Raw genomic sequence first — 2,262 nt, forward strand, 5'->3', positions numbered from 1 at the left:
CGGCGCCGACACCGGACGCGGGCGCCTGCCCGAGCCCTCCGAGCTGTTCGAGGCCGCCCGCCTCGTGCTGCGCCGCGGCGCCGCCGCCCCCGACCTGGCCGGACGGCGCGTGGTGGTCTCCGCGGGCGGCACCCGCGAGGCCGTCGACCCCGTCCGCTTCCTGGGCAACCACTCCTCGGGCAAGCAGGGGTACGCCCTGGCGCGCACCGCCGCCGCCCGCGGCGCCGACGTGACCCTGGTCGCCGCCAACGTCTCCCTGCCCGACCCGGCCGGGGTGCGCGTCGTGCGCGCGGGCTCGGCCGTGGAGCTGGCCGAGGCCATGGAGGCCGAGCGCGTCGGCGCGGACGTGATCGTGATGAGCGCCGCGGTGGCCGACTTCCGGCCGGTCGCCAGCGCCGCCTCCAAGATCAAGAAGAGCCCCGGCGCGACGCCCGCGCCCATCGAGCTGGCCGAGAACCCCGACATCCTCGCCGGGCTGGTCGCCTCGCGCGACGCCGAGGGGCTGGCGCAGACCGTCGTGGGCTTCGCCGCCGAGACCGACGACGTGATCGCCAACGGCCGGGCCAAACTGGCCCGCAAGGGCTGCGACCTGCTCGTGGTCAACCAGGTCGGCGGCGGGCGCGCGTTCGGCACCGAGGACAACCAGGCCGTCATCCTGGGCTCGGACGGCAGCGCGGTGGACGTGCCCACCGGACCCAAGGAGGACCTCGCCGACCGTGTCTGGGACCTGGTACTGCCGCGCCTGGGCTGAAGCGCCCGCCTGGCGCGGCCCGGTCGAACAAGCGGGTGCCCAGGACTGGATTCCCACCGCGGAGTACGTCAGACTTCAACGTGCACCCGTGGCGACCGGGGAGGTCGTCCGCGGGGTGCCCGCCCCCAGCAGTCCCGTTACAGTGGACCAATAACCAACCCCGTCGGTCGGTATTGGCCGCCTCGGCAGGCAGCCGGGGGCGCCCGTGCCGCACCGGCACATGTCAGCCAGCAGCCGCTGCAAGGAGTCACGCAACGTGTCCCGCCGCCTTTTCACCTCCGAGTCGGTCACCGAAGGCCATCCCGACAAGATGGCCGACCAGATCAGTGACGCGATCCTCGACGCGATGCTCACCCACGACCCGCGCAGCCGGGTCGCGGTCGAGACGCTGATCACCACCGGTCAGGTCCACATCGCGGGCGAGGTCACCACACAGACCTACGTCGACATCCCCGCCATCGTGCGCGGAAAGATCCTCGAGATCGGCTACGACTCCTCCGCCAAGGGGTTCGACGGCGACTCCTGCGGGGTCAACGTCTCCATCGACGCGCAGTCCCCCGACATCGCCCAGGGTGTCGACACCGCCTACGAGGCGCGCGTCGGCAACGAGGACGACGCCCTCAACCGGCAGGGCGCGGGCGACCAGGGCCTGATGTTCGGCTACGCCAACCGCGAGACCCCCGAGCTCATGCCGCTGCCGATCAAGCTGGCGCACTCCCTCTCCGAGCGCCTGGCCGGGGTCCGCCGCAACGGCACGGTGCCCTACCTGCGCCCGGACGGCAAGACCCAGGTCACGGTCGAGTACGACGGCCAGACCCCGGTCCGCCTGGACACCGTCGTGGTCTCCAGCCAGCACTCGGCCGACATCAACCTCGACGAGATGCTCGCCCCCGACATCCGCGAGCACGTGATCGAGCCGGTCGTGGCCGCCTACGGCCTGGAGTCCGACGACTACCGGCTCCTGGTCAACCCGACCGGCCGGTTCGAGATCGGCGGCCCCATGGGCGACGCCGGTCTCACGGGCCGCAAGATCATCGTGGACACCTACGGCGGCTACGCCCGCCACGGTGGCGGCGCCTTCTCCGGCAAGGACCCGTCGAAGGTGGACCGCTCGGCCGCCTACGCCACCCGCTGGGTCGCCAAGAACATCGTCGCGGCCGAGCTCGCCGAGCGCGCCGAGGTCCAGGTGGCCTACGCCATCGGCAAGGCGCACCCGGTCGGCGTGTTCATCGAGACCTTCGGCACCGAGAAGGTCGCCCCGGAGCTGATCGAGAAGGCCGTCAAGGAGGTCTTCGACCTGCGTCCGGCCGCCATCGTGCGCGACCTGGACCTGCTGCGCCCGATCTACTCCCGGACCGCCGCCTACGGCCACTTCGGCCGTGAGCTGCCCGAGTTCACGTGGGAGAGCACCGAGCGCGCCGCCGCGCTGCGCTCCTTCGTGGGCGCCTGAGCCGCACCCGCGGCACCGGTTCCCGCGAGGGGACTCCAGGGCGCGCACGGCCGTCACCGGC

Annotated in this window: 2 protein-coding genes; both read left to right on the forward strand. The window is 72.7% G+C overall.

From position 1 onward, the window contains the following. On the forward strand, positions 1-751 hold a 751-nt coding region (locus DQW06_RS23230), incomplete at its 5' end, for a phosphopantothenoylcysteine decarboxylase (RefSeq protein WP_304598546.1). 256 nt (positions 752-1,007) lie between these two features. Continuing rightward, positions 1,008-2,201 carry a methionine adenosyltransferase gene (gene metK / locus DQW06_RS23235; RefSeq protein WP_013154110.1) on the forward strand — a complete coding sequence of 398 codons (1,194 nt, stop codon included), beginning with the start codon at positions 1,008-1,010 and terminating at the stop codon, positions 2,199-2,201. The last annotated feature ends 61 nt before the right edge of the window (positions 2,202-2,262 follow it).

Source organism: Nocardiopsis sp. TNDT3 (assembly GCF_003427465.1).
GTDB classification, from domain to species: Bacteria; Actinomycetota; Actinomycetes; order Streptosporangiales; family Streptosporangiaceae; genus Nocardiopsis; species Nocardiopsis dassonvillei.